Source organism: Pseudomonas sp. TUM22785, assembly GCF_028198105.1.
Taxonomy (GTDB): Bacteria; Pseudomonadota; Gammaproteobacteria; order Pseudomonadales; family Pseudomonadaceae; genus Metapseudomonas; species Metapseudomonas solani.
Genome location: NZ_CP116239.1, coordinates 2377971 through 2402552 on the forward strand (window position 1 = coordinate 2377971; position 24582 = coordinate 2402552).

General features: G+C 67.8%; 20 protein-coding genes. 6 read left to right on the plus strand and 14 right to left on the minus strand.

Features of this window, described 5'->3' with window-relative positions; translation table 11 throughout:
• Positions 1-150: 150 nt before the first annotated feature.
• Positions 151-1050 (minus strand): LysR family transcriptional regulator, encoded by a 900-nt coding sequence (locus tag PI990_RS11070; RefSeq protein WP_271660630.1) that lies wholly within the window; start codon positions 1048-1050, stop codon positions 151-153.
• A 115-nt stretch (positions 1051-1165) separates the two neighbouring features.
• On the opposite strand from PI990_RS11070, the gene PI990_RS11075 reads away from it, so the two are divergent.
• Together PI990_RS11075 and PI990_RS11080 are read left to right on the plus strand one after the other, a co-directional pair.
• On the plus strand, positions 1166-1924 hold the full coding sequence (locus PI990_RS11075; protein ID WP_021222798.1) for an SDR family NAD(P)-dependent oxidoreductase: 759 nt from the start codon (positions 1166-1168) through the stop codon (positions 1922-1924).
• Positions 1925-2138: 214 nt separating this feature from the next.
• The gene (locus PI990_RS11080; RefSeq protein ID WP_021222797.1) at positions 2139-2483 is read left to right on the plus strand and encodes a cupin domain-containing protein; all 345 of its coding nucleotides are present in this window, start codon (positions 2139-2141) and stop codon (positions 2481-2483) included.
• Positions 2484-3021: 538 nt separating this feature from the next.
• Here the strand turns inward: PI990_RS11080 and PI990_RS11085 are convergent.
• The 3 genes from PI990_RS11085 to PI990_RS11095 all read right to left on the minus strand — a co-directional run bounded on the left by PI990_RS11085 (position 3022) and on the right by PI990_RS11095 (position 6674).
• Positions 3022-3564 carry a molybdopterin-dependent oxidoreductase gene (locus tag PI990_RS11085; protein WP_271660631.1) on the minus strand — a complete coding sequence of 181 codons (543 nt, stop codon included), beginning with the start codon at positions 3562-3564 and terminating at the stop codon, positions 3022-3024.
• Positions 3565-3566: 2 nt separating this feature from the next.
• Entirely contained in the window at positions 3567-5552 is a 1986-nt protein-coding gene (locus PI990_RS11090; protein ID WP_271660632.1) for a TonB-dependent receptor plug domain-containing protein, read from the minus strand.
• A gap of 468 nt (positions 5553-6020) precedes the next feature.
• Positions 6021-6674 (minus strand): gamma-glutamylcyclotransferase, encoded by a 654-nt coding sequence (locus tag PI990_RS11095; protein ID WP_271660633.1) that lies wholly within the window; start codon positions 6672-6674, stop codon positions 6021-6023.
• Positions 6675-7110: 436 nt separating this feature from the next.
• Here PI990_RS11095 and PI990_RS11100 point away from each other — a divergent pair, with 436 nt between their 5' ends.
• The 3 genes from PI990_RS11100 to PI990_RS11110 all read left to right on the plus strand — a co-directional run bounded on the left by PI990_RS11100 (position 7111) and on the right by PI990_RS11110 (position 9753).
• Positions 7111-8121, plus strand: coding sequence for an aliphatic sulfonate ABC transporter substrate-binding protein (locus tag PI990_RS11100; protein ID WP_271660634.1), 1011 nt, complete (start codon positions 7111-7113; stop codon positions 8119-8121).
• A 79-nt stretch (positions 8122-8200) separates the two neighbouring features.
• On the plus strand, positions 8201-9037 hold the full coding sequence (locus PI990_RS11105) for an ABC transporter permease (protein WP_271660635.1): 837 nt from the start codon (positions 8201-8203) through the stop codon (positions 9035-9037).
• Positions 9038-9039: 2 nt separating this feature from the next.
• Positions 9040-9753 carry an ABC transporter ATP-binding protein gene (locus PI990_RS11110; protein ID WP_271660636.1) on the plus strand — a complete coding sequence of 238 codons (714 nt, stop codon included), beginning with the start codon at positions 9040-9042 and terminating at the stop codon, positions 9751-9753.
• 601 nt (positions 9754-10354) lie between these two features.
• Here PI990_RS11110 and PI990_RS11115 read toward each other — a convergent pair.
• From PI990_RS11115 to PI990_RS11150, 8 genes are all read right to left on the minus strand, one after another.
• A complete protein-coding gene (locus tag PI990_RS11115) occupies positions 10355-11479 on the minus strand; it encodes a sigma-54 interaction domain-containing protein (RefSeq protein ID WP_043245788.1) in 1125 nt (374 codons plus the stop codon).
• Entirely contained in the window at positions 11476-12660 is a 1185-nt protein-coding gene (locus tag PI990_RS11120; protein ID WP_271660637.1) for an acyl-CoA dehydrogenase family protein, read from the minus strand. The genes PI990_RS11115 and PI990_RS11120 overlap by 4 nt, the downstream gene beginning before the upstream one ends.
• 65 nt (positions 12661-12725) lie before the next feature.
• Positions 12726-13874: an FMNH2-dependent alkanesulfonate monooxygenase gene (gene ssuD, locus PI990_RS11125; RefSeq protein WP_271660638.1), complete on the minus strand. Its 1149-nt coding sequence runs from the start codon at positions 13872-13874 to the stop codon at positions 12726-12728.
• An 11-nt stretch (positions 13875-13885) separates the two neighbouring features.
• Positions 13886-14449: an FMN reductase gene (gene msuE / locus PI990_RS11130; RefSeq protein WP_271660639.1), complete on the minus strand. Its 564-nt coding sequence runs from the start codon at positions 14447-14449 to the stop codon at positions 13886-13888.
• Between the two features lie 451 nt (positions 14450-14900).
• Entirely contained in the window at positions 14901-17147 is a 2247-nt protein-coding gene (locus tag PI990_RS11135; RefSeq protein WP_271660640.1) for a TonB-dependent receptor, read from the minus strand.
• 327 nt (positions 17148-17474) lie between these two features.
• Positions 17475-18533, minus strand: a complete 1059-nt coding sequence (locus PI990_RS11140; RefSeq protein ID WP_271660641.1) for an ABC transporter substrate-binding protein — start codon at positions 18531-18533, stop codon at positions 17475-17477.
• A gap of 35 nt (positions 18534-18568) precedes the next feature.
• Positions 18569-19615: an ABC transporter substrate-binding protein gene (locus PI990_RS11145; RefSeq protein ID WP_271660642.1), complete on the minus strand. Its 1047-nt coding sequence runs from the start codon at positions 19613-19615 to the stop codon at positions 18569-18571.
• Between the two features lie 13 nt (positions 19616-19628).
• Complete coding sequence (locus PI990_RS11150; protein WP_271660643.1) at positions 19629-20789, minus strand: LLM class flavin-dependent oxidoreductase; 1161 nt, start codon at positions 20787-20789, stop codon at positions 19629-19631.
• A gap of 371 nt (positions 20790-21160) precedes the next feature.
• Between PI990_RS11150 and PI990_RS11155 the strand changes: the two genes are divergently transcribed.
• Positions 21161-21904 carry a class II aldolase/adducin family protein gene (locus PI990_RS11155; RefSeq protein WP_271660644.1) on the plus strand — a complete coding sequence of 248 codons (744 nt, stop codon included), beginning with the start codon at positions 21161-21163 and terminating at the stop codon, positions 21902-21904.
• Positions 21905-21924: 20 nt separating this feature from the next.
• On the opposite strand, the gene PI990_RS11160 is transcribed toward PI990_RS11155, so the two are convergent.
• Both PI990_RS11160 and PI990_RS11165 read right to left on the minus strand, forming a co-directional pair.
• Positions 21925-22305, minus strand: coding sequence for an FxLYD domain-containing protein (locus PI990_RS11160; RefSeq protein WP_271660645.1), 381 nt, complete (start codon positions 22303-22305; stop codon positions 21925-21927).
• A gap of 719 nt (positions 22306-23024) precedes the next feature.
• Positions 23025-24320: an acyl-CoA dehydrogenase family protein gene (locus PI990_RS11165; RefSeq protein WP_271660646.1), complete on the minus strand. Its 1296-nt coding sequence runs from the start codon at positions 24318-24320 to the stop codon at positions 23025-23027.
• Positions 24321-24582: the final 262 nt, after the last annotated feature.

The window sequence follows — 24582 nt, forward strand, 5'->3', positions numbered from 1 at the left end:
GCTCGCCCCGTTCAACCAGGCAGGGGTTGGGGTGCAGTGCATGCGCCTTGTTGTTGTGCGTGTCGGCCAGGGGAGCATCCGCGCTGCGGTCTAGAGCGGACAACCTAAATTGCCGGCGGCGGGCGATCCGCCATTTCAGGGTGTTGCGCATCAGCGGTTCCTCTCGCGGTCCAGCAGGCCTTCCAGCCAGTCGATGAAGGCCCGCACGCGGCGGGGCAGGTGGCGGTGGGCGTAGAGCAGGTTGAGCTCCAGGGGCGGCGCCGGGTAGCCGGGCAGCAGCTCCACTAGGGCGCCGGTGGCCAGGTGCTCGCGCAGGCCCATGCGCGGCGCCTGGATCAGCCCCAGGCCGCCGAGGCAGGCGCCCTCGTAGGCATCGGCGTTGTTCACCGTGAGGTTGCCGGCCATGGGCACCTGGTGGACCTTGCCGCCCATCAGGTACTCGAAGCCGTCGGGCCGCGCGCCGAGCACCGGCAGGTAGTGCACCAGGCGGTGCCGGGCGAGGTCGTCGAGGCTGTGCGGCGTGCCGTGGCGGGCCAGGTACTCGGGGCTCGCGCAGTTGACCATGGGCATGGCGCCGAGGGAGCGCGCCACCAGGGTCTCGTCCACCAGGTTGCCGGCGCGCAGCACGCAGTCGAAGCCCTCGCGCACCAGGTCGACGCGGCGGTCGGTGCCGCTCAGCTCCAGCTCCAGGCCCGGGTGGGCGTCGAGGAACTCCCCCAGGTGCGGCATCACCACCTGGCGGGCGATGCGGCTGGGCATGTCCACCCGCAGGCGCCCGGCGAGCACTTCGCCGTCCTGGCGGAACATGCCTTCCAGCTCGTCCATCTGCGCCAGCAGCGCCTTGCAGCGTTCATACAGCGCCAGGCCATCCTGGGTCGCCTGCACCTTGCGCGTGGTGCGTTGCAGCAGGCGCGCGCCCAGCAACTGCTCCAGCGCCTGCACCTGCTCGGAGACGCTGGAGCGGGGCAGGCCGAGGCTTTCCCCGGCCTGGGTGAAGCTGGACAGCTCGGTGACCCGGGCGAAGGTACGCAACAGCTCGAGCTTGTTCATGGCCCGTTCCCGTTTGTTCGGTTGAGGCGATCAGTATTTCCGATTTCGCGGCGTTTATCAGTATTCGGCCGGACAATAAGCTGGCTCCACTTCCAATCCCCTGAGGAGCTCCACCATGACCCGCAAGATCGCACTCATCACCGGCGCCAGCCGTGGCCTCGGCAAGAACGCTGCCCTGCACCTGGCGGCCCAGGGCGTCGACATCATCGGCACCTACCACAGCAAGGCCGACGAAGCCCAGGCCGTGGCCCGCGAAGTGGAGCGCCTCGGTGGCCGCGCCCGCATGCTGCGCCTGGACGTGAGCGACAGCACGGGCTTCGGCACCTTCGCCGCCCAGGTGGGCGAGACCCTGCAGCAGGCGTTCGGCCGCGAGACCTTCGACTTCCTGGTGAACAACGCCGGCATCGGCATCCACGCCAGCTGCGCCGAAACCACCGAGGAGCAGTTCGACACCCTGGTGAACATCCAGCTCAAGGGGCCGTTCTTCCTCACCCAGAAACTGCTGCCGGTGCTGGCCGACGGCGGCCGCATCATCAACATCTCCACCGGGTTGGCGCGCTTCTCCCTGCCGGGCTACGGCGCCTATGCGGCGATGAAGGGCGGCATCGAGGTGTGGACCCGCTACCTGGCCAAGGAGCTGGGCCCGCGCGGCATCACCGTCAACGTGCTGGCCCCCGGCGCCATCGAGACCGATTTCGGCGGCGGCGTGGTGCGCGACAACAGCCAGGTCAACGACTTCATCGCCGGCAACACCGCCCTGGGTCGCGTCGGCCTGCCGGACGACATCGGCGGCGCCATCGCCATGCTCCTCTCCGACGGCGGCCGCTGGGTCACCGGCCAGCGCATCGAAGCCTCGGGCGGCATGTTCCTCTGATCGCCCCGCCGGGCGGGTGAAACCCGCGTGGCCCGATGCACGGCAGCGTCGGGCCCGACCTGCAGGCCCGGTGGGAGGCTTGGTGGGAGCGAATTCATTCGCGATCGAAGATCAACGGTTGCGTTTCTGGACACCCCGGCGGCGGTCACAGGCAAGTCCGCGCCGGGCATCCTGCCTATGGTGGCCGCTCGATTCCGCCAAGCATGGAGCTCACATGTCCGATTTCATCACCGTCCTGCGCGAAACCTGCCCCGTCCCCGTGGTCGACGCCACCAAATGGAAGCGCATCGGCGGCGACCCGCACACGGTCAACCTCAACGCCTACCTCTCGGCCGACGGCAGCAAGATCATGGGCACCTGGATCTGCACCCCCGGCAAATTCGAGGTGAACTACGAGAAGTGGGAGTTCTGCCACTTCCTCGAGGGCTACTGCATCATCACCCCGGAAGGCGAAGCGCCGGTGCACCTGCGCGGCGGCGACGTCTTCGTCATCGAACCCGGCATGAAAGGCACCTGGGAAGTGGTGGAGACGGTGCGCAAGTACTTCGTCTTCGCCTGATCGCGAAACGATGGGTGCCATGCATGGCACCCAGCTTCCCGGTGTGTAGGGTGGATGACGCTCTTCTCATCCACCAAGCGGAGCCCCAATGGGCGTAAGGGCCGGGCGGCGTTCCGCTTCAGCCCACCACTCTTCTTCGCCGGCTGCCTCAACGTCCTTCGATCATCTTGAACCGTGGGTGCGCACCATCTTCTCGGTGCGCAGCACACCCTACGACGGGGCTGCGAGCTATTCGTAGGATGGGGCGGGCGGTGTTCCACGAGCTCCGCGAAACCCATCATTGCGGTGATTGGCGTGCGTGGGCCTGCATCGTTGCGTTGGGCCTCGCTGCGCTCGGCGCCAACCTACGTCGATCTGCGGCACCATTCTTTCCAGCTTCCAGCTTCCAGCTTCCAGCTTCCAGCTTCCAGCTTCCAGCTTCCAGCTTCCAGCTTCCCGCCGCTTTCCTGCAGGCAAAAAAAGACCGTCGAAGTCGACGGTCTGAAAGGGATGGAGGCCTTGCTGCGGGGGCGGGCCTCCACCGAGCCCTGGGGTTGAATTACTGCGGTACGGTTTTCAATTCGATGCTTTTCAGCCATTTCACGTGGCGCGGGCCGGCGTGGCGGTCGCAGCCGGAGACCAGGGCGATGCGCCCGGCTTCCGGTGGCAGCGCCTCGCCGTGCTGGGCGTAGACCACCAGCACGCCGTCGCCGATCTGGGTGTTGAGCAGTTCGTTCCAGCTGAACAGCGCGATATAGGCGTCGCTGGCATGGGCGATGACGTAGGCGCGCTTCCAGCCCTTGGGGTCGTCGCCGGCCAGCGCGGCCTTCTGCACCAGTTCGCGCAGCAGCACGCCGTGGTAGTCCTTGTACTCGGCGTTGGCCACGTCGCCACCGCAGGCGGCAGCCACGGCCTTGTAGTCGTAGGAGGGCAGGCGCTTGAGGTCGTCGACCGTGAAGCGCAGCGGGTTCTGCACCTCGCCGGTCATTTCCAGGGTGTCGGTCACGTAGGTGCTGGGGTCGTCGGGGACGAATTCGGCGGCATGCAGCGCCGGGCTCAACAGGGCCAGCAGGGCGATGCGCAGGTTAAGTCTCAGGTCCATGGTCAGAACTCGTAGCGCAGGTTGGTGAAGTACTGGCGGCCGGCTTCGGCGTAGCCGTCGGACAGCTCGTAGTCCTCGTCGCCCAGGTTGCTGACACCGGCCTCGACGCTCAGCTCACGGGTCAGCGCCAGGCTGGCCTTGAGGTCGACGCGGGTGAAGCTGGAGACCTTGGCGGTGTCCGAGGACCAGCGCTGGTCGGCGTGCTCGAGCATGGCGATCAGGTGCAGGCGCTCGATGGGCGCGAAGTCGGCCCAGAGGTTGAGCCTGTTGCGCGGGGTGTCGGTGAGGCGGGTGGAAGAGCTGAGGTTGCGCCGCTCCAGGTAGGTGTAGGCGAAGCCGGTTTCCAGCTGTTCGCCCAGCTCCTGGCGCAGGCTCAGCTCGACGCCTTCATGGCGCGCCTTGTTGATGTTCTGCATCTGGTCGCGGCCGGGCTGCACGTTGCGCACGCGCTGGATCAGGTCCTCGATCTCGCTGCGGAACAGCGCCGCTTCCAGCTGGCCGCCGGCCCAGGGCTGGCCCTGGTAGCCCAGCTCGTAGTGGGTGGCGTGCTCGGGGGCGAGGCCGGGGTTTTCGATGAAGGTGCCGAAGCGCAGGGAGTAGCGGTCCTTGAGCGTGGGCAGGCGGCTCTTGCGGGCGATGCTGGCGTAGAGGCGGTGGTCCGGCGCCGGGTCGAAGTAGAGCGCGCCCTGCCAGTTGTTGGCGTGCTGCTCGTCGGGCTTGGCGTAGACGTCGGCGTCCAGCGGCTTGAGGCTGTCGCGGCTGGCGCCGAGGGACAGGTGCCAGCGGTCGGCGAGGCGGATGGTGTCCTCCAGGGCGATGGAGGTGAGGCGATCTTCCAGGCGCTTGGTGGTGCGCACGCCGTCGTCTTCCTCGTGGCGGTCCTGCTTGAGGGCGTACTGCACCTTGATCTGGTGGCCGTCGAGGCGGTCGCTCTGCAGCTGGATGGAGCCGCCGCGGCTGTGGTCGTCGTAGTTGCTGCTGCCGGTGTTGGAGAGCGACTGCGGGTTGTTGCCGCTGGTGGCCAGGCGCGTGTAGGTGGCGTTGGTGTAGCCGTCCAGGCCGTTGGCGTAGTGGTCGGCGAAGGCGCGCACGCGCAGGGTCTCGTAGTCGGTCAGGGCGTGGTTGCCGATGAAGTAATAGCTCTCCTTGTCCCAGTATGGCCAACGCCAGTAGCGCTGGGTGGCGGCCGGGTCGGTGCTCGGCGGCTGGCCTTTCTGGCCGTCCTGGCGCACGTAGCCGAAGGCGTACTCGTCGGTCTCGTTGGGGGTGAGGCCGATCTTCAGCGACTGCTTGCGGTCCTTGAAGTCGGAGTTCTCGCGCTTGTTGCCGTTCTCGCGGACGGTCGGCTCGAAGTCGTCGGAAAGGCGGTAGTAGTCGGCTTCGTCCTGGGAGGCGGAGGCCTGCACGTACCAGCTGCCCTGATTGCTGCCAAGGTTGACGCCACGGCGCAGCAGGCGGCCGCTGCCGGCGCCGAGGCTGACATCGCCCTCGAACTCGCTTACCGGCTTGCGCGTCACCAGGTTGATGGCGCCGCCCAGTGTGTTGGGGCCGTACATGGTCGAGCTCATGCCCTTGGCCACCTGGATCGCCGCGAGGTCGCCGGTGGTGAAGCGGTCGAGGTCGACGTAGCCGTCATAGGGCACGTACACGGGGATGCCGTCGATGAAGATCGGCGCCTGGCGCGAGTCGAAGCCGCGCAGGCTGATGGTCCCCTCGTTGCGTGCGTTGGTGGAGGTGCTGACGCCGCTGAGCAGGCCCAGCGCCTCGGTGACGGTGTGGCGCTCGAAGCGCTGCATGTCATGGGCGCTGACCGAGGAGGAAACCTGGTCGCCGAAGCCGTCGCTGCGGTTGGACGGCGCGCGGATCAGCAGCTCGCCGAGGCTGAACACCTGGCTTTCGGTCTGGCCGGCGGCCAGCAGCGGTGGGGCGAAGACGCTCGGCGTTAGCAGTCCCAATGCCAGGCAGCGGGAGAGGATCTTGTCGTTCATGGATGCTCGCTATGTATTTTTGTATATAGCGATTGCCGTGACTTCTACAGGGTCGGTACGACCGGCAAACGCTTGAGCTCGGGGAATGCGACCGGCGTTGGCTGACCGGCCTTGCGCCGGGAGGGAAGGCCCGGCGAGCCACAGAGTAATCGAGCCGTTTGCGCAGCGCTATATATTTTTATGCATAACGGTTTTGAAGGAGAAAGGGCCGCGAAAACCGGGCCTTCTGGGGGCTCGCCTGGGCGTCCGATCGCGAATGAATTCGCTCCCACAGGGCGGCGCTGCGCGCCGCTTGGCGACTGAGCTCGCCCCTGCGAAGGCCCGGCACGGAGATGACCGTTGTGTAGGGTGGATGGCGCTTTTTTCATCCACCAGGCGGAGTCAAGATCGGCACAGGCTTATGCCGGGGCCTCGCATTGATGGGTTTCGCGGAGCTCGCGGAACGCCGCCCGACCCATCCTAAGGTGATCACCCCAGACTCAAATTCCCCTGCTTGCAGCACCTCATCAACGCCGCTTCAAGCTTGCGATCCGGCATCGCATGGGCGCGCAGGCTGTTGACGGTCTTTTCCACGTAATCCCGGGTGGTGCCGTAGTGCCCGCAGGCCCCGGCGAAGACCTGGGTGAGCACGTGGTCCGGCAGGGCGCCGGCGTAGCAGGGGAGGTTGCGCCGCAGGACGAAGCCCAGGGCCTGCACGCGCTGGCCGTCCGCCAGGTGGCAGTTGAGCCAGCGCGGCTCGTAGCCGGCATCGGGCATTTCCCGTTGCCAGAGGGCGAAAAGGTGTTCGTGCAACTGCTCGTCGGGCAGGCGATAGGCGAAGCCGGCGCAGGAGCCGCCGCGATCGAGGCCCAGCACCAGGCCGGGGGATTCCGGGGTGCCGCGGTGGATCTGCGACCAGAGGTAAAGCCCGCGGTGGTAACCGTGGATGCGCGCGCGGCGGGTTTCCACCGTGGGGCACTCGGGGCGCCAGATCAGCGAGCCGTAGGCGAACAGCCAGACCGGCCCGCCACGGTGGGCCTTCATCGTCGCTTCGAGGGAGGCCAGCAATCCACCGGGGGTCAACCGCACCGGCTGATCCAGCTGGGGCGGGTAGGGCGGGTGAACATCGTGCTGGACTGACATGGATGACGCGTATCTCTCGGTGGTGCGCAACGCTGCTGGGGCCGCGCCTTCGTTGTACCAGTTGCGGGGCCTGTGGAGGAACGGGCAATCGTCGCCTGGGTGTGATTTTTTCGTCGGCAAGGGCCGCTGTTGCTGCCGGGTCAGTTAAACACGCGCTTATCCCCGCTACAAAGGAATGAATAGCGATGCCCTGATAACCAGGGTGCATAAGCGAAATGGGCAACTGTTGCTGGACGAACATCTGATCAGCAGGCTGTCGCTGCAGCGACAGTGGGGCGCTCCGGGGCACGTCGCTAAGCCCCGTGGGACGGGCACCGGGCCTGCTGGCACGAGTGCTGCAATATTCCTTGCAGAAAGCGAAAGCGCAGCCTGACCTTACTCGAAAGAATAAGCACGGCGCGCCGAGCCCACCCATCCAGCGGCAAGGAGCGACACCATGCACACCTTCACCTCGCGGGCCCGCAAGCCCGGCAAACTGGCCCGCTTGTTCGGCCTGCTCGGCGCTTCGGCGGCTCTCGCCTTCGGCCCCTCTGCCGCCCAGGCGGAAGCCCTGCCCAAGGAGCTACGCCTCGACTACGCCTACTACTCGCCCACCAGCCTGGTGCTCAAGCACTTCGGCTGGCTGGAACAGGAGGTGGGCGCCGGCACCCAGGTCAGCTGGGTGCTCAGCCAGGGCAGCAACCGCTCGCTGGAATACCTCAACGGCGGCAGCATCGACTTCGCCTCCACCGCCGGCCTCGCCGCCGTGCTGAGCCGCGCCAACGGCAGCCCGATCAAGACGGTGTACATCGCCAGCCGCCCGGAATGGACCGCGCTCGCCGTGCGCAAGGACTCGCCCATCCAGAGCGTCGCCGACCTCAAGGGCAAGAAGATCGCCGCCACCAAGGGCACCGACCCCTACCTCTTCACCCTGCGCAGCCTGGAACAGGCCGGGCTGAGCAAGGACGACGTCGAGCTGGTGCACCTGCAGCACCCGGACGGCCGCGTGGCCCTGGAGAAGGGCGACGTCGACGCCTGGGCAGGCCTCGACCCGCACCTGGCCGCCAGCCAGGTCCAGGCCGGCTCGCGCATCCTCTACCGCAACGTCGCGTTCAACAGCTACGGCGTGCTCAACGTCACCGAGCGCTTCGCCAAGGAGCACCCGCAGGCCATCGCCACCGTGCTCGGTGCCTACGAGAAGGCGCGCAAATGGGCCCGCGAGAACCCCGAGGAGCTGGCCCAGCTGCTGGCCAAGGAATCCGGCCTGCCGCTGGAGGTGGCGCGCCTGCAACTGTCGCGCACCGACTTCTCCAACGCCCAGCCGGGCCCGGAGCACATCGCCGCGCTCAAGGCCGCTGCGCCGATCCTGGTGACCGAGGAGCTGGTGCGCCGTGGCGTGCAGGTCGAGCAGGTGGTGGACCAGCTGATCGACCCGGCCTTCAGCGCCCAGGCCATCGCCAGGCAGTGATCCGCACGTCCGCCGGGGTGTGCGCACGCCGCCCCGGCATTGGCGCATGCGGGACCACCCCGGCGCCGGGAGCAGAGACATGAGCAAGAGCAAGACCCTGCCGGCGCCCGCCGTCGGCCCCTGGAAACCGACCTTCTCCGGCGTCGCGCTGCGGCGCCGCCTCAAGGGCCTGGCGATCCCGCTGCTGGCCCTCGCCCTGCTGGAGGTGCTGGTGCGCATCGGCTGGGTGCCGTCCTACCAGATGCCCGCGCCCAGCGAGATCTTCCTCACCCTGCGCGACCTCGCCACCGGCTCCCTGTGGAGCCACATCGGCGTCAGCCTGGCGCGGGTGGCGGCGGGCTTCGCCATCGGCGCGGTGCTGGCCCTGGGCGTCGCCGCCTGGGTTGGCCTGAGCCGCGAGGCCGAGGCCTATCTCGAACCCACCTTCGCTGCCCTGCGCGCCATTCCCAGCCTGGCCTGGGTGCCCTTGCTGCTGCTCTGGCTGGGCATCGACGAAACCTCCAAGGTGGTGCTGATCGCCATCGGCGCCTTCTTCCCGGTCTACCTCAACGGCGTGGCGGCGATCCGCAACATCGACCGCAAGCTGGTGGAGGTGGGGCAGATGTACGGCTTCGGTCCGGCGCGCCTGGCCTGGCGCATCCTCCTGCCGGCCGCCTTGCCGGGGCTGTTCACCGGCCTGCGCAGCGGCCTCAGCCTGGCCTGGATGTTCCTCGTCGCCGCTGAGCTGATCGCCGCCACCAAGGGCCTGGGCTACCTGCTCACCGACGGCCGCGAAACCTCGCGGCCCGACCTGGTGCTGGCCTCGATCATCGTCCTGGCGCTGCTGGGCAAGCTCAGCGACGGCCTGCTGGCGGCGCTGGAAACACGGCTGCTGGCCTGGCGCGACGCCTTCGCCGGCCAGGGCGGGGAGGGTTGAACATGAGTGACGCATTGCTGGATATCCAGGTCGAGCGCAAGCAGTTCGCCGGCCATACCGTGCTGCAGAACGTGCAGCTGAAGCTGCAGGAACGCGAGGTGGTCAGCCTGCTCGGCCCCAGCGGCTGCGGCAAGAGCACCCTGCTGCGCATCGTCGCCGGGCTGGAGCGCGACTACGTCGGGCGCACCCTGCGCGGCGAGGGCGAGGTTTCCTTCGTGTTCCAGGAGCCGAGGCTGATGCCCTGGCTGACGGTGGCGCAGAACATCGGCTTCGCCGACGACCGTGGCTACGACCGCGAGCGCGTGGCGCGGCTGATCCGCGAAGTCGGCCTGGAGGGTTTCGACGACGCCTTGCCCAAGCAGCTTTCCGGCGGCATGGCGCAACGCGTGGCCATCGCCCGTGGCCTCTATTCGCGGCCCCGTGTGCTGCTGCTGGACGAACCCTTCAGCGCCGTGGACGCCTTCACCCGCATGAAGCTGCAGGACCTGCTGCTGCAACTGGCGGAGCGCCATACCATCGCGCTGCTGCTGGTGACCCACGACATCGACGAAGCGCTCTACCTGGGCGACCGCGTGCTGGTGATGGGCGCCCGCCCGGGCAACGTGCGCCAGGAGCTGGCCGTGCCCCTGCCGCGCCCCCGCGACCGGCGTGACCCGGAGCTGGCACGGCTCAAGGCCGAGGCGCTGACCGAGTTGCATCTGGCGCATGTGATCTGAGGGGCGGATGTAGGGTGGATGACGCTCTTTTCATCCACCAAACAGGCTCACCGGCGGGCATGGGATTTCCATCGCGGGTTTCACCGGCCTTAGGTCGAGAGCAGGCGGGCGACCACTGTGTGGAAACGGGCTCCGTAAGGGTGGATGGGTGAAGCGTCATCCACCCTACGCAGCGGTCACGTCCATACGCTGGCACATGTGATCGGAGGGCAGATGTAGGGTGGATGACGCTCTTTTCATCCACCAAGCGTGCTCACCGGCGGGCATGGAACTTCCATCGCGGGTTTCACCCGCCCTAGGTCGAGAGCAGGCGGGCGACCACTGTGTGGAAACGAGCTCCGTAATGGTGGATGGGTGAAGCGTCATCCACCCTACGCAGCGGTCACGTCCATACGCTGGCACATGTGATCTGAGGGCGGATGTAGGGTGGATGACGCGCTTTTCATCCACCAAACAGGCTCACCGGCGAGCATGGGATTTCCATCGCGGGTTTCACCCGCCCTAGGTCGAGAGCAGGCGGGCGACCACTGTGTGGAAACGGACTCCGTAAGGGTGGATGGGTGAAGCGTCATCCACCCGCAGCGGTCATGCCCACTTGCCGTCAAACCGTCAACTGCACCACCCGCTCGCCATCGATGCGGGCGTCGTTGCCGCGGCGGTTGACCACCAGTTCGCCGATGGCGATCAGGCGGCTGCGGGTGACGTTGCGGCTGAGGCCGAGGAGGTTGGCGGTGTGCACCTGGTTGCAGTGGCAGTGGCGGTAGGCGGCGCGCAGCAGGGCGTCTTCGACCTTCTGGTGCAGGTCGCCGCCCTGTTCCTCGAACAGGCGCTGGAAGGCGTGGAGCATCTGCGCCTCGGCCGAGCCGTCGTGGCCGCGGGGTTCTTCCGGGCGTTCGATGCGCAGGTTGGAGAGGTGCAGGTCGTCGGCCTGGATCACGCCGTCGCGGCAGATCAGCAGGGTGTGGTGGATGACGTTCTCCAGCTCGCGGATGTTGCCGGGCCAGGAGTAGGTGCGCAGCTTCTGCGCGGCCTCGGGGCTGAGCTCGCTCTGGCCGTAGCCCAGGCGGCGGCTGTATTCGCCGATGAAGTGCCGGGTCAGCGGCAGGATGTCGCCAGGGCGCTCGCGCAGCGGCGAGAGTTCCAGGCTGACGACGTTGAGGCGGTAGTAGAGGTCCTCGCGGAAGTGCCCGGCGTTGATCGCCTTTTCCAGTTGCACGTTGGTGGCGGCGAGCACGCGCACGTCGATGGGGATGCTGCTGCGTGAGCCCAGGCGCACCACCTCGCGCTCCTGCAGCACCCGCAGCAGTTTCACCTGGATGGGCATGGGCAGGTCGCCGATCTCGTCGAGGAACAATGTTCCGCCGTTGGCCGCTTCGAACCAGCCGGCCTTGGCCGCCAGGGCGCCGGTGAAGGCGCCTTTCTCGTGGCCGAACAGCTCGGCCTCCACCAGTGATTCGGAAAAGGCCCCGCAGTTGACCGCCACGAAGGGGCCGTCGCGGCGCGCGCTGAGGTTGTGGATGTGGCGGGCCACCAGTTCCTTGCCGGTGCCGGTCTCGCCGATCACCAGCACGCTGGCCTCGCTCGGCGCCACTTGCTGCAGGTGTTCGAGCAGGGCCTGGGATTTCGGGTCCTCGAACACCTGGGCGGTGGCGCGCACCGAGGTGGCCAGGGCCGGGGAGGGGGGCAGGGTGAGCAGGCCGGAGCCGTTCGGACGGGGTGCTTTCATGAGTAGAAGGTCGGCTGTGGCAGGTTCTGGTTCAGGGCCCAGTCGCCCAGCTCGCGGACCTTGTAATCCACCGGGTCGTGCAGGGTCTGGGTGCGCAGGTTGCGCCAGTAGCGGTCCAGGCGCAGGGCGGCGTGGGTGGAGCGGGCGCCGGTGACCTCGAACATGCGGTTGCACAGTTCCAGGCCGTTGCGGGTGGTGGCGACCTTGGCGGTGGCGATGGCCAGGGCCAGTTCGCCGCGCTGCGCCTCGCCCAGGGCGGTGCCCTGGTTCCAGGCGGCGTCCAGCAACTGGTTGGCGCGCTGGATCAGCGCGCGGGCGCTTTCCAGGCCCACCCAGAAGTCGCCGTAGCGGGCCAGCACGTAGGGGTCTTCGCTGGCGTTCTCGACACCGGAGCGGAACCAGGGGCGGGCTTCGCGCAGGGTGTAGGCGCGGGCTTCCTCGAAGGCGCCCTCGGCGATGCCGAGGAAGATGTTGCTGAAGATCAGCTGGGCGATCAGCGGGCGCAGGCAGGCGAAGGGCGTGCTCAGCGGGCCGGGCTCCAGCAGCAGTTCGTTCTCCTCCACCCGCACCCGTTCGAAGGTGGCGCTGCCGCTGTCGGTCTGGCGCTGGCCCATGTTGTCCCAGTCCTCAGCCAGGCTGATGCCGCTGCGGGCGGTGGGGATGGCGGCGATCAGCAGCTTGCCGCTTTCTTCGTCGAGGCCGGAGGCGATCAGCATCTGCGAATCCAGGGCGCCGGAGCAGAAGCTCTTCTTGCCGGAGAACTCGCGGTAGCCGTTGAAGCGGCGCACCGTGGTGCGGGTGTCCAGCGGGTTGAGGGCGTTGCCCCAGAACCAGCGGTTGCGCGCGGTGAGTTCGAACCAGGGCTGCCACTGCTCGGGGCGGGAGAACAGGCGCACGGTGGCCAGCATCAGGTGCTGGAAGGCGAAGACGTGGGCGATGGAGCTGTCGACGCGGGCGAACTCGCGGACCACGGCGAGGGTGGTCTGCCAGTCGGCGCCGAGGCCGCCGTATTCGCCGGGGATCACCAGCGACAGCAGGCCGCTCTGGCGGATGGCGTCGCGCTCGGCCTTGGGGGTGCCGCCCTTGGCGTCGCGTTCGGCGGCGCTGAGGGCGAAGCCTGTGGCCAGCTCGCGGGCGATCTGCAGCGGCGTGGGGGTGGCGAGATGCTGAGGGGCATTCACGCTCGGGTCCTCTTCTGATGGGGGCTTGTCGGGTGCGCCCCTCCGCACAGGGAGGGGCGGGCGGTTCAGTGGGCGGCGACCTTGGTGGGCAGCACGTCGTTGGCGATCATTTCGCCGAAGGGCCCGGTGAGGTTGGTGACGCCGCGGCCGGCGAGGCTGGCGTAGGGCTCGGGCAGCAGCGGGAACACCAGCTCGGCGAAGCGGTAGGCCTCTTCCAGATGCGGGTAGCCGGAGAAGATGAAGCTCTCGATGCCGAGGTCCGCGTACTCCTTGATGCGCTCGGCCACCTGTTGCGGGTCGCCCACCAGCGCGGTGCCGGCACCGCCGCGCACCAGGCCGACGCCGGCCCAGAGGTTGGGGGCGATCTCCAGGTTGTCGCGGCGGCCGTTGTGCAGCGCGGCCATGCGCCGCTGGCCTTCGGAGTCGAAGCGCGAGAAGGATTTCTGCGCGGCCTCGATGGTCTCGTCGCTGATGTGCTCGATCAGCTTGCTGGCGGCTTGCCAGGCCTCGTCGGCGGTCTCGCGGACGATCACGTGCAGGCGGATGCCGAACTTCACCGTGCGGCCATTGCGGGCGGCGCGCTCGCGCACGTCGGCGATCTTCTCGGCCACGGCGGCCGGCGGTTCACCCCAGGTCAGGTAGACGTCCACCTGCTCGCCGGCGAGGTCGTGGGCGGCGTCGGAGGAGCCGCCGAAGTACAGCGGCGGGTAGGGCTTCTGGATCGGCGGGTAGAGCGCCTTGGCGTTCTGCACCTGCAGGTGCTTGCCCTCGAAGTCCACCGACTCGCCCTGCAGCACGCGACGCCAGATGCGCAGGAATTCGTCGGTCACTTCATAGCGCTCGGCGTGGCTGAGGTGGATGCCGTCGCCACGGTTCTCGTCCGGGTCGCCGCCGGTCACCACGTTGATCAGCAGGCGGCCGCCGGAGAGGCGATCTAGGGTAGCGGCCATGCGTGCGGAGACGGTGGGCGAGATGATCCCGGGGCGGATCGCCACCAGGTAGCGCAGGCGCTCGGTCAGCGGCGCCAGGGCCGAGGCGACCACCCAGGAGTCCTCGCAGGAGCGGCCGGTGGGGATCAGTACGCCGTAGTAGCCGAGGCTGTCGGCGGCCTGGGCCACCTGCTTGAGGTAGGGCAGCGACACCGGGCGTGCGCCCTGGCTGGTGCCGAGGAAGTGGCCGTCGCCGTGGGTGGGGAGGAACCAGAACACGTTCATGGGGCTGTCCTTCAGGCGATCTTCTTGAGGGCGTCGGCGCGGCTGCCGAAGAGGCTGGCGGCACGGTCGGCGGCCAGGGAGATACGGGCCTTCAGCGGCTCGCTGGTGACCTGGTAATCGACGAAGTCGGCCTCGGAGGCGTAGACGCCGATGGGCAGGGTGAGGGCCTGGAAGAAGCTGAACAGCGGGCGCAGCTGGTGGTCGATGACCAGCGCGTGGCGCTCGCTGCCACCGGTGGCGGCGAGCAGCACCGGGGTGTCGATCAGGGCGTTCATGTCGATCAGGTCGAACAGGTGCTTGAACTGGCCCGGGTAGGAGCCGCGGTAGACAGGCGCCGCCACCACCAGCAGGTCGGCGGTCTCGATGGCGCGCAGCTCGTGCTCGACGGTTTCCGGCAGCTCCTTGCGCGACAGCGCGCCGCCGACGGGGCGGGCGATATCGCCGAGTTCGATGATGCGCACGTTGACCGGCAGGTGCTTGCCCAGCTCGGCCACCAGGGCCTGGGTCAGCACCAGGGTGCGCGAGGGGTGGAAGGTGCCGCCGGAGACGGCGACCACGTTGATGGCGTTGCTCATGGGGTTGTCCCTTGTGATGTTGCGCTATGTACAGAGGGACAGAGCAAGGGCCGTACCAAGAGCCGAAGTGTGCGGAAACAGGGCAGTTGGGCGGGTTGGCGGCAGGAAAACCTGCCAGATGGGCAACACTTCTGCTGATCGGGTGTTGCTGGGGAAACACTTTGCAGGGCTGCAGCCATCGCGAATGAATGGGGCGTAGGTCGGGTGAAACCCGACGCCCTTGCACGTGGCCATCGCGAATGAACTCGCTCCTACAGGGATGGAGCAGGGGGGGCTGCGGGGTTGGGGCTGCTGGGTGGAGGTCGCTTTTTACCTCCACCGTGCGGAGTTCGGGGCGACATCGGCCGCATGGGTTTCGCGGTGCTCTACCCATCCTACGAAGGACGGAGGGCAGGAGTGAAAACGCGGGAGGCCGATCGCTCGGGCTCCCGCGTGGGTGTGGCGGTGGGGATCAGAAGCGGGTGGTGAGGCTGACGCCGACGGTGCGCGGGTCGCCGTAGGTGATCACGTACTGGCCGCTGCCGACGGCACCGTTGGGGCGGCCGTGGACCTGGTAGCGGCGATCGGTGAGGTTGTTGACGAAGCCGGTGACGCTGATCTTCTCGTCATGGTTGAACCAGGTCAGGCGGGCGTTGGCCAGGGTGTAGTGGGGCTGGCTCAGGGTGCTGTCGACGCTGCTCTGGCGGTCGGCCAGGAAGTATTCCTTGCCGCGGTAGCTGACGTCGCCGCCGGCCACCAGCTTGCCACCGACTTCCAGCGGGAAGGTGTAGTCGGCGCCCAGGGAGATGACCTGCTCGGGCGAACGCACGAAGCGGTTACCGCTGTAGTCGGCGGTGACCACGCCGGTGTTGGGGTTGACGTTCTTGAAGTCGGTGTACTCGGTGTCCAGGTGCGAGAGGGCGGCACGCAGGTGCAGGAATTCGGTGGGCTGGGCTTCCAGTTCCAGTTCCGCGCCCTTGACCTCGCCGGCGGCGCCGTTGGTCAGGGCGGTGGTGAGGATGCCGTTGTTGACGGTGAGCAGGTTCACCTGGATGTCGCTGTAGTCGTAGTAGAAGACGTTGGCGTTGGCGGTGAGGCGGCCGTCCAGCCACTCCGATTTCAGCCCCAGTTCGTAGGCATCCAGTTCTTCCGGGTCCACCGTGGTCAGGCCGGAGAGGCCGCCGGACAGGCCGGTGTTGAAGCCGCCGGAACGGAAGCCGTGGGCGTAGCGGAAGAACACCCGCAGGTTGTCGTTGATGCGGTATTCCGGGGTCAGGTCGTAGGTCCAGGCGTCCCAGGTCTTGTCCTTCTCGCTGGTGCCGTTGTTGTCGGCGCCGGCGATGGGGGCACCGCTGGCCAGGCGCTGGGTGAGGGTCAGGTCGATGTCCTTCTTCTCCTGGGTCCAGCGCAGGCCGCCGGTCACGCTGAACTTCTCGGTGAAGTCGTAGGTGAGGTTGCCGAACAGCGCGACGCTGTCGGTCTTGTGGGTGTAGGCCAGGTCGCGGTACACGGTGCCGGTCTGGTTGCTGCCGGTGCCGTTCGGGGTGGTCCCCGGGCGCACGTAGCGCAGGGCGTCGCTGTCGAGCTTCTCGTGGAAGTAGTGGGCGCCGGCCAGCCAGCGCAGGGCATCTTCCTGGGGCGAGGCGAGGCGGAATTCCTGGCTGTACTGGTTGTACTCGTTGTCGACGTCGCTGACGCCGTTGACCTCGTAGGGGGTGTAGTCGGCGTCGGTGAGGGCCTGGTTGCGAATGCTGTCGTAGGCGCTGATGGAGGTCAGCTTGTAGCCGCCCAGGTCCCAGTTCAGGGTCAGCGAGGTGCCGTCGTGGTCGAGCTTGTAGTCCTCGTTGACGTTGAGCTGGATCTTGCTGCCATGGGGGCGCACGTAGCCGACGTTGTAGTAGCGGCCCACCGGCAGCGAGCCGTTGCTGCCGTCGCCCTTGTGCTCGCGGCTGTGGATCTTCCACAGGGCTTCCAGGTCCGGGGTCAGCTGGGCGAGGAACTGCAGGCGCACGGCCTTCTTGTTCACGTCACCGTAGGTGTGGTCGTTGGTGAGGTTCTGGGTGAAGCCGTCTCGCTCCTCGGAGTAGACCGCCACCCGCGCGGCCAGGCGCTCGTCCACCAGGGCGCCGCCGATGGCGCCGTTGAGGATGCGTTCGTTCTTGCTGCCGAAGCCGAGGGTGCCGTAGCCGTCGGTGTCGAAATCGGGCTTTTTGGAAATGATGTTCACCGCACCGGCGGTGGTGTTCTTGCCGTACAGGGTGCCCTGGGGGCCACGGAGGATTTCGATGCGCTCCAGGTCGTAGAGCGGGCCGCCGCCGGCGATGGGGGCGTTGAGGTAGACGTCGTCGGCGTAGATGCCCACCGGGTATACGGTGGCGGCGCCGGTGTCGCCGGTGCCCAGGCCACGGATGTACCAGCGCGGGCGGCCATCGCCGTCGGGGTTCTTGGCCGCGGCGTTGGGCACGAAGGTGGTGAGGTCGCCGATGGCGCGCACGCCGTCGGTGGTGATGTGGGTGCCATTGATGGCGGAGACGGTGGTGGGCGTCTCCTGCAGGGTTTCCTCACGGTGCTGGGCGGTGACGGTGACCGTCTTCAGCGCGGTGGTCGGTTGGGCCTTGGCCTTCTTCGCATCGTTCTGTTCGGCGGCGACCAGCGAGCCGCTGGCGGCCAGCAACACGGCCAGCCAGATGCCTCGGGTAATCGGATTGGGTGTGTGCATGTTCTCTCCCCTTTTATATATAAGGCACGGGTCGCCAAATGGGCGGTCGCAAGGCGTGCCATGAATAAGCCAAGAGGGTGAGAGCAGGAGTCGTGCCAGTCTTTTGTTGGGCGGAACGGTTATTTCGTTAAATTCGCAAGATGCTGTTTTTAAAGGATTTTAATGTTTGTTATGGCGCGGATTTGTAACAACTAAGGGCGTATGGGAGTTGGCCGAATCGAGGGCCGGGAGAGGGGCTGGAAAGTGTGCATTGTCGGCAGCAGGAAGTTGCTGGGAAGTTGCTGCTGGAGAAGCAGTCACCCGGGCCTTGCTGCCCGGGCAGCAGCCTTATACGGCGACCCGCGAGGTGGAGCCGATGACCTGTTCCAGCACGCTGAAATCGATCCAGTCGCGCACGTCGAAACGGCGCGGGATGAAGTCCCAGCGGTGGAGGAAATCGGTGAAGTCCTGCAAGGCGGCGATCGAGCGTTCGTCGAGGGTGGTGCGCAGGCGCCGGTGGGCATCCTCGCCGTAGGCGGCGGCGACCCAGTACTCGCTGGTGTTGAGTTCGCGGGCGAGGAAGCGCCGGGTCTCGTCCGGGTTGGCCCAGGCCCATTGCTCGGTGCGCAGCACGGTGTCGACGATGCGCACCGAGGCATCGAAGTGCTCGTGCAGCAGGTGGGTGTCGACGGTCAGGGTGCGCGGCGTGCCGTTGTTGGAGCGGATCAGCGGGTCGGGGTGCGAGCCGGTGTCCACCACCACCTGCAGGCCGAACTCGTTGGCCAGGTGGGCGGCGTGGGCGCCCTTGAGGAAGATGGCGTCGATGTCGCCGCGCAGCAGGCCGATCAGCTCGTTGTTGCGGCGTTTGACGCGGTCCACCCCGAGGCTGACTTCGGCGCCATGCAGGTGGTGCTTCTGCTCGTCGCTGTAGGTGCCGCCGTAGGGATAGTCCACCAGCTCGACGTCCTGTACGGAGAGGCCCTCCAGGCGCAGGGCGTTCTCCAGGCCGCGCAGGGCCTGGGCGCGGGTGAAGTCGATCTGCACGTTGGCCCACTTGGGCAGGCCGAAGCGGCGGTTCTTCAGGTCGCGGATGCTGTTCACCCCGGACTCCGGCGTGGTCAGGATCAGCTGCACCTCGTCGCTCCAGGACAGCCCGACGACGCGGGTCTGCACGCCGCTGGCGTAGGCCCAGATGGCCGGGATGTTGCCGCCGTGGCGTACCGAGTTGGGCAGGTGGTGGTCGTAATGGGCTTCGCGCACCTCGCGCTCGCTGGATTCGCGCAGCGACTGGATGCTGGTGCCGAAGGGGCGGAAGGCCTCGGCCAGGCGGCCGGACTGCACCGCGATGCCGAGCCCGGTGGGGACCGGGCTGTGGGTGTACCAGAGGGTGTCGAGTGGCTTGCTCATAAGTGGCTCGGTTGAGGTCAGTAGAGCCCGGCCGATCAGCCTGCCAGCGCAGTGGCTGCGCGCAGGGAATCCAGCGGTCGGGTATCGATCCAGTCACGCACGTCGAACAGCTGCGGGATGAAGCCCCAGCGGTGCAGGAAGGCGGTGAAGTCCTGCAGCGCGGCGATGGCCTGTTCGTCCAGCTCGGTGCGCAGGCGGCGGTGGGCATCCTCGCCATAGGCCACGGTCACCCAGTACTCGCTGCTGTTGGTTTCGCGGGCGAGGTAGCGGCGGGTGTCGTCGGGGTGGGCGCGGGCCCATTCCTCGGCGCGCAGCACCGCGTCGAGGATGCCTGCGGCGGCTTGCGGGTGCTGCTCCAGCAGGTGGGCGTCGACGGTCAGGGTGCGCGGCGTGCCGTTGTTCGAGCGCACCAGCGGCTCGGGGTGCGAACCGGTGTCGATCACCGTGCGCAGGCCGAAGTCATGGGCCAACTGGGCGGCACTGGCGCCCTTGAGGAAGATGGCGTCCACCTCGCCGCGCAGCAGGCCGACCAGCTCGGCGTTGCGCCCTTCGGCACGGCGCGAACTCACCGGGGTGCCGGCCACCGCCTGCACCGGCTCGTCACTGAAGGTGCCGCCGTAGCGGTAGTCGACGCGCTCCACGTCGGTCACCTCCAGGCCCTCCAGGCGCAGGGCGTTTTCCAGGCCGCGCAGGGCCTGGGCGCGGGTGAAGTCGATCTGCGCGCCGTGCCAGTCGGGCAGGCCGAAGCGGCGGCCCTTGAGGTCCTTGACGCGTTTGATGCCGCTGTCCGGGCGGGTGAGGATCAGCTGCACCTCGTCCGCCCAGGACAGGCCAATGACGCGGGTGTCGCGGCCCTGGGCGCGCGCCCAGATGGCCGGGATGTTGCCGCCGTGGCGTACCGAGTTCTGCAGGCTGTGGTCGAAGTGTGATTCGCGCACCGCCTGCTCGGTGGATTCGCGCAGGGACTGGATGCGCGTGCCCTGGCTGGCCAGGGTCTGCTCCAGCCAGCCTTTCTGCACGGCGATGCCGAGCCCGGTGGGGACCGGGCAGCGGGTGTACCAGAGGGTGTCCAGTTGGCTCATGGTGGGGCTCCGGTCAGGCACGTTGCTTGAGGATGGCGGCGGGGCTGGTGGCGCTGCGCTGATGTACCAGCGGCAGCACTTCCTGGCCGATGCGCAGGGCTTCTTCCAGGTGCGGGTTGCCGGCGAGGATGAAGGTGGAGAAGCCGGCGTCGCGGTATTCCACCAGGCGCTCGGCGATGTTCTCGTGGCTGCCCACCAGGCCCACGGTCGGGCCGGGCTTGGCCTTGGCGAAGCCAGCCCAGAGGTTGGGGCCGAGGATCAGGTCGTCGAAACGGTCGATGTTCTGGTGGTAGGCGGTCTGGCGCGCACCGCCCACCGAGTCGGAGCCGCTGGTGAAGGTCTTCACCAGGGAGCTGGGCTTGCCTTCGAGGCGGTCGAACTGGGCACGCAGGTCGCGCCAGGCGGCTTCCTCGGTCTCGCGGGCGAAGAGGTCCACGCGCAGGCCGAAGCGCACGGTGCGGCCATGCTTGTCGGCCAGCTCGCGCACGCGCTCGATGTGCGGCTTGAGCTTGTCCACCGGCTCGGCCCAGTTGAGGTAGACGTCGGCGTGGCGCGCGGCCACTTCCAGGGCGGCGTCGGAGAAGCCGGAGAAGTACACGCCGGGCTTGCGCTGGTCATGCAGGCCGGGCGGCAGCGCGCCGTTCTCCAGCTGGTAGATGTCGCCGTCGTAGGAGAAGCGTTCGTTCTCCCAGAGGCCCTGGATGATGTCGAGGAACTCGCCGGTGCGCTTGTAGCGCAGGTCGTGCTCGAGGAAGTCGCCATTGGCGCGCTGGCTGGCCGGGTTGCCGCCGGTGATGATGTTCCACTCCAGGCGGCCACGGCTGAGGTTCTGCAGGATGGCCGCCTGCTGCGCGGCGTAGGCGGGCAGGGTCCAGGTGGCCTGGAAGGCGATGAGGAACTTGATGCGGCGGGTCTCCCGCGCCAGGGCCGAGGCCACCACCCACGGCTCGGGGCCGGTGGGCAGCAGGGCGCCTTCGAAACCGGCCAGCTCGGCGGCCTTGGCCACCTGGGCGATGTAGTCGATGTAGCCGAAACCGTCGGGCTCGCCGTTGGGCAGGCGGCCGGGGGCGATGTTGCCCGGGCGGTGCGCGTGGCTGCCACGGTTGTGCTTATCGGTGGACAGCTGCGGTCCGTCGGTGCCCAGCGGCAGGCGCCAGAAGAATTCAGTGCTCATATTCGCTCCTGATGAGGTGGCCGTGGTTCCCGCCGGGGCCGGCGAGCCACGCTGGGAAGGAGCGAGTGCAACCGCCATGCCACGGCCTGCCGGCGGGCCTGTACGCCAGGCGTGGCAAGGGCTGCGTGGGCGTCGGGCGAGGGCGTGGAGCGCCGGGGTGCGTCTCCAGCAACACCCCGCCAGCAGCCGGCTGCTGGGGGCGCAACAGAATCGCCCGCAGTGGGCCGGCGGATGGCCTGGCCGCTGCCGCCAGGCCTTGTGTTTCAAGGGGTTGAAGGAGTCGGCACAAGTCCTGCTCTGCATCGCTGCAACCGCACACTGCGGCGGCAACGGAGCTTCGTTGCAAGACCCCTTGAAGGACGGACAACCCCATGACCCAGACCAGCACCACCCTCGGCAACGCCATCCTCGAACAGGTGGAGCAGGCCAAGCGCGATTTCGCCAAGGCCTTCCGCGTGCTCCAGGAGACCCGCACCCTGACCGCCACCAACACCCTGCAGGCCTACCTGCGGGTACCCGGCACCGACCTGGTGATCGCCCTGCGCGCGCCTTCGCCCTGGGACGACGAGCCGGGCATCCGCGCCTCGGTGGTCAGCTATGACGGCGTGGTCCACCTCGACGAGACCCTGGGCCGCGCCCAGACCCTGAGCGAAAGCCGCGAGGCCGGCAGCGGCAAGCGCTACGCCCAGGTGCTGCGCGAGCGCGCCGAGGTGAATGTGGTGATCCACGTGCACACGCCCTACCTGGGTGGCTGGGCCGGCACCCATCGCGTGCTGCCGCTGCGCTACGCCGCCTCGCAACGGGTGACCCTGGCCCGCGAGCTGCCGGTGTACATCGACCGCCGCCAGCCGGAGCCGGCCTTCATCGTCGACGCCATCAAGGCCAACCCGCATACGCCGGGGCTGCTGGAGGCCAACGGCGGGGCGACCTTCTGGGGAGCCGGCATCCTCCAGGTGGCCAAGTTGGTCCTGCTGGTGGAAGAGGGCGCCTACTTCCAGGCGCTGGCGGAAAACCTCGGCGGCTCCAAGGAGTTCGGCCCCGGCGTGCTGGAGCAGCAATGGAAGATGACCGGCCTCTGGGCCGAGGGGCAGAAGCTGCTGGGCGAGGTGGCCTGACGCGGGCGGCGCGGTGCCCGTTACTGCACGGGCACCGTGGGCGTCGCGGGCGCGACGGTGGCGGCACCGATGGACTCGCTGAACTCGGTGTCGATGAGCACCGTGCGCACCTTGTAGCTGTCGAATTTGCGCGCCTTTACCGGCACCGAGAAGCGCCACGCCTGGCCACCCTCGATACCCTTTGCGCGGAAGGTCTCGGTGTCCACCAGCTTGTCGCCCTGGTAGATGTCGAACACCACCGTGACGGTGGAGAAGGACTTCTCGGTGGTGTTGGCGGCGGTGCCGTTGATGTAGCTGTCGTGCCCGGAACGGGTGAGGGCGAGGTTGCGCACCTTGACGTCATCGGCGAGGGCGCAGAGCGGAACCAGGGCCAGCAGGGCGAGGCAGGATTTACGCAACATGGCGAACGACTCGAGGCCTTAACCTGCCGTTGATACATCGGCGCAAAATCCTTGTCGACTACCGCTCGGCGCCACGTAATTCGAGGCTTACGGCTGCGACCCACGGATGTGCCTGCGGCGTGGGGTGGACCCCGTTTTATCGGTCCACCTTTCGTGCTTGTCGGCTGCTCCGCTGGTGGATGAAAAGAGCGTCATCCACCCTACGGGCTTAGGGCGTGGTCATGAGTCATCGGCTCTGCCTGTGACGATTTGAATTGAGAGCCCTGCAGGATGAACGCGTGTCGTAGGGTGTGCCGTGCGCACCTCCGCGCGGTGCTGCTAGCGAGTCCGAGGTGCGCGCAGCACACCCTACGTCCGAAGTGAGCGGCGGCTGCATGCTCCGAGGTCTGATTGCGCCCCTTCTAGGGGGCCAAAAGCAAAGCCACGTTCTGAGAACGTGGATTTTTACTCGCCTGCTTTGGGTGGGGTGAGCTCGTTAGGCCTTCACCGAGGTGCCAGCCGCGCGGGTGGACCCCGCTTTATCGGTCCACCTTTCGTGTTTGCCGGCCACTCCGCTGGTGGATGAAAAGAGCGTCATCCACCCTACAAGCGTGCCACTGCCAGGCCCAGGAGATGGGGGCGCATGGCACGCCTCGTAGGTCGGGTGAAACCCGACGTCAATGAGCCAGGCCCACTCGCGGGTTGCACCCGCCCTACAGGGCGCTTGGGCTTCGCGCTCGCTATGGGCGTGGTGCAGCAGGGGCTGAAGAGGAGAGGTGTTGCCCCGTGGTGGCGCCCTCGCTCTGCTTGGCGTTGAGGATGGCGGTGTATTCGCCCGGGTCGATGCCGTTGAGGTAGTAGTTGCCGACGTGGTGCAGGCGCCAGCGGATCGGGTCGTGGGTGGTGTGCACCCGCGCGTTGCGCCAGAAACGGTCGAGGTTCCACTTGGTCAGCGAGGCGCTGGCGCCGAGCAGCGAGAAGATGTCGCTGGAGATCTTCAGCGAAGCACCGTCGGAGTGGGCGCGGGCGGTGGCCACCGAGAGGATCAGCTCGTCCTGCAGTTCCTTGTCGTCCGGGGCCTGCTCGTGGCGGTCGAACACCCGCGCGGCATCGCGCAGCAGGGACTCGGCGGCGCGCAGGGCCACGGCGTATTCGCCGATCTGGCGGATGATGTGCGGCTCCTCGTTGGCGCGCTCGACGCCGCTTTCCACCCAGGGGCGGGAATGGTGGTTGAGGTAGTGCACGCCGGCCTGCAGCGCGCCGGCGGCGATGCCTGTGTCGATGGCGGCGTGGAGGATCTGCGGGAAGGTCAGCCCGGTGCGCTTCATCGGGCCTTCGCGGCGGGAGACGAAGCGTTCGTCCAGTTCGATGTTGTCGAAGATCACCGTGCCGCTGACCGAGTTGTTCTGGCCGAAGGCGTCCCAGTCGTCCACCAGGGTCAGGCCGGGGGTGTCGCGGTTGAGCAGCACGCCCACGCCGCCGTCATCGGAGCCGGCGGTGAGGGAGATCCACTCGGCCAGGTAGGCGCCGGTGGAGTAGAACTTGCTGCCGTTGAGGACCAGCTTGCCGTCAGCGCGGCGCTCGACGCGGGTCTTGAGGGCGAACTTGTTCTTGCCGCCGACTTCGGCCAGGGCGTTGCCGAAGCGCTTGCCGGCCAGCACGTCGGCCACCAGGCGGTCGCGCACCGCGTCCGGGTAGCCGGTGAAGATGCCGCGCAGCATCACGTTGTGGATCTGCAGCAGTTGGCCGACACCGCCGTCGGCGACGGAGATGAGGCGCACCGTCTCGACGATGGTTTCCACCGAGGCGCCCAGGCCGCCGAAGGCCTTGGGCACGCCGATGGCGGTAAGCCCGCTGTCGGACAGCAGTTGCGCCTGGCGCCTGGGCAGCTCGCGGTTCTGCGAGCTGTCGGCGGCGATCTCGGCGATCTCCCTGGCCACTTCCTTCGCCACCGCGATGGCATCCGCCTCGCTGCGCAGGATGTTCACCGCCGCGTGCGGCTGCTCCGTGGCGAAATTGCGTTCGGCCGTACTCATGGTTCACCTCTGTGGATTCAAACGTCGCGATACCAGGCCTGTGCCGGGCGCTGTGGGGGGCTTGAGCAGGTTCTATGCCAGAGGTTTCCGGCGGCCCCCGAAGCCTTGCGTGGCGCGGCTTGCACGGGATGCCGTGGCAGCACTGGAGTGGGCCGTTGCTGCTGGGGCAGCAGCGGTGCGGGGGCGGTTGCTCGGCAGGCAGCAATGGCCGCGCAACCCTGCTGGCTGGACAGCAGGGTGGCCGCCGGGGTTTCCAGGCGAT